Annotated in this window: 1 protein-coding gene; it reads left to right on the top strand. The window is 59.7% G+C overall.

Features of this window, described 5'->3' with window-relative positions:
* Positions 1-76: 76 nt before the first annotated feature.
* Positions 77-556: transposase domain-containing protein (locus ACB040_RS20760; protein ID WP_371164853.1), on the top strand; the 480-nt coding region annotated here is incomplete at its 3' end.

Raw genomic sequence — 556 nt, 5'->3', positions numbered from 1 at the left:
GATCAGTTAAGGATCCATTGACCGATCCTTCTGTTGTGTGAAAATCCGAAACCTGTTGATTGGTTTCGGATTTTTTATGCGTATCGCTCACGCTCTCGACTTCCTCCACGCCAGCAATGCTGCTCAGTTTGAGTCACTCTCCGACCTCATTCCTCCCGAGCTCATCACGACGCTGCTCGCCGAAGAGAATGTCGTGACCCCGCGTCGCCGCCGCATGCCCATGGAGCGTCTGGTCTGGGCCATCATCGGCATGGCCATCTTCCGCCACGTCCCCATGACCCAGCTCGTCAATCAGCTCGATATCCTCTTGACCGGCGACCGCCCCTTTGTCGCCCCCAGCGCCTTCCTGCAAGCTCGCCAAAAGCTTGGCCACAAGAGCATTGAGTGGCTGTTTCACGAGACCGCCTCTCTCTGGCACCAGCAGGCCAATCATCCCGGTTGGGCTGGGCTGCAACTGCTCGCCGTTGATGGCGTGATGTGGCGCACCCCCGATACCCCGGACAATGCCGCCGCCTTTGCCAAGCCCGGTACCCAGCATGGGGAGACCGCCTATCCG

The sequence above is a fragment of the Aeromonas sp. S11(2024) genome, assembly GCF_041402345.1.
Lineage (GTDB): Bacteria > Pseudomonadota > Gammaproteobacteria > Enterobacterales > Aeromonadaceae > Aeromonas > Aeromonas veronii.
The sequence above is the reverse complement of the archived record's forward strand: the minus strand, read 5'-3'. Positions and strand labels throughout refer to the sequence as shown.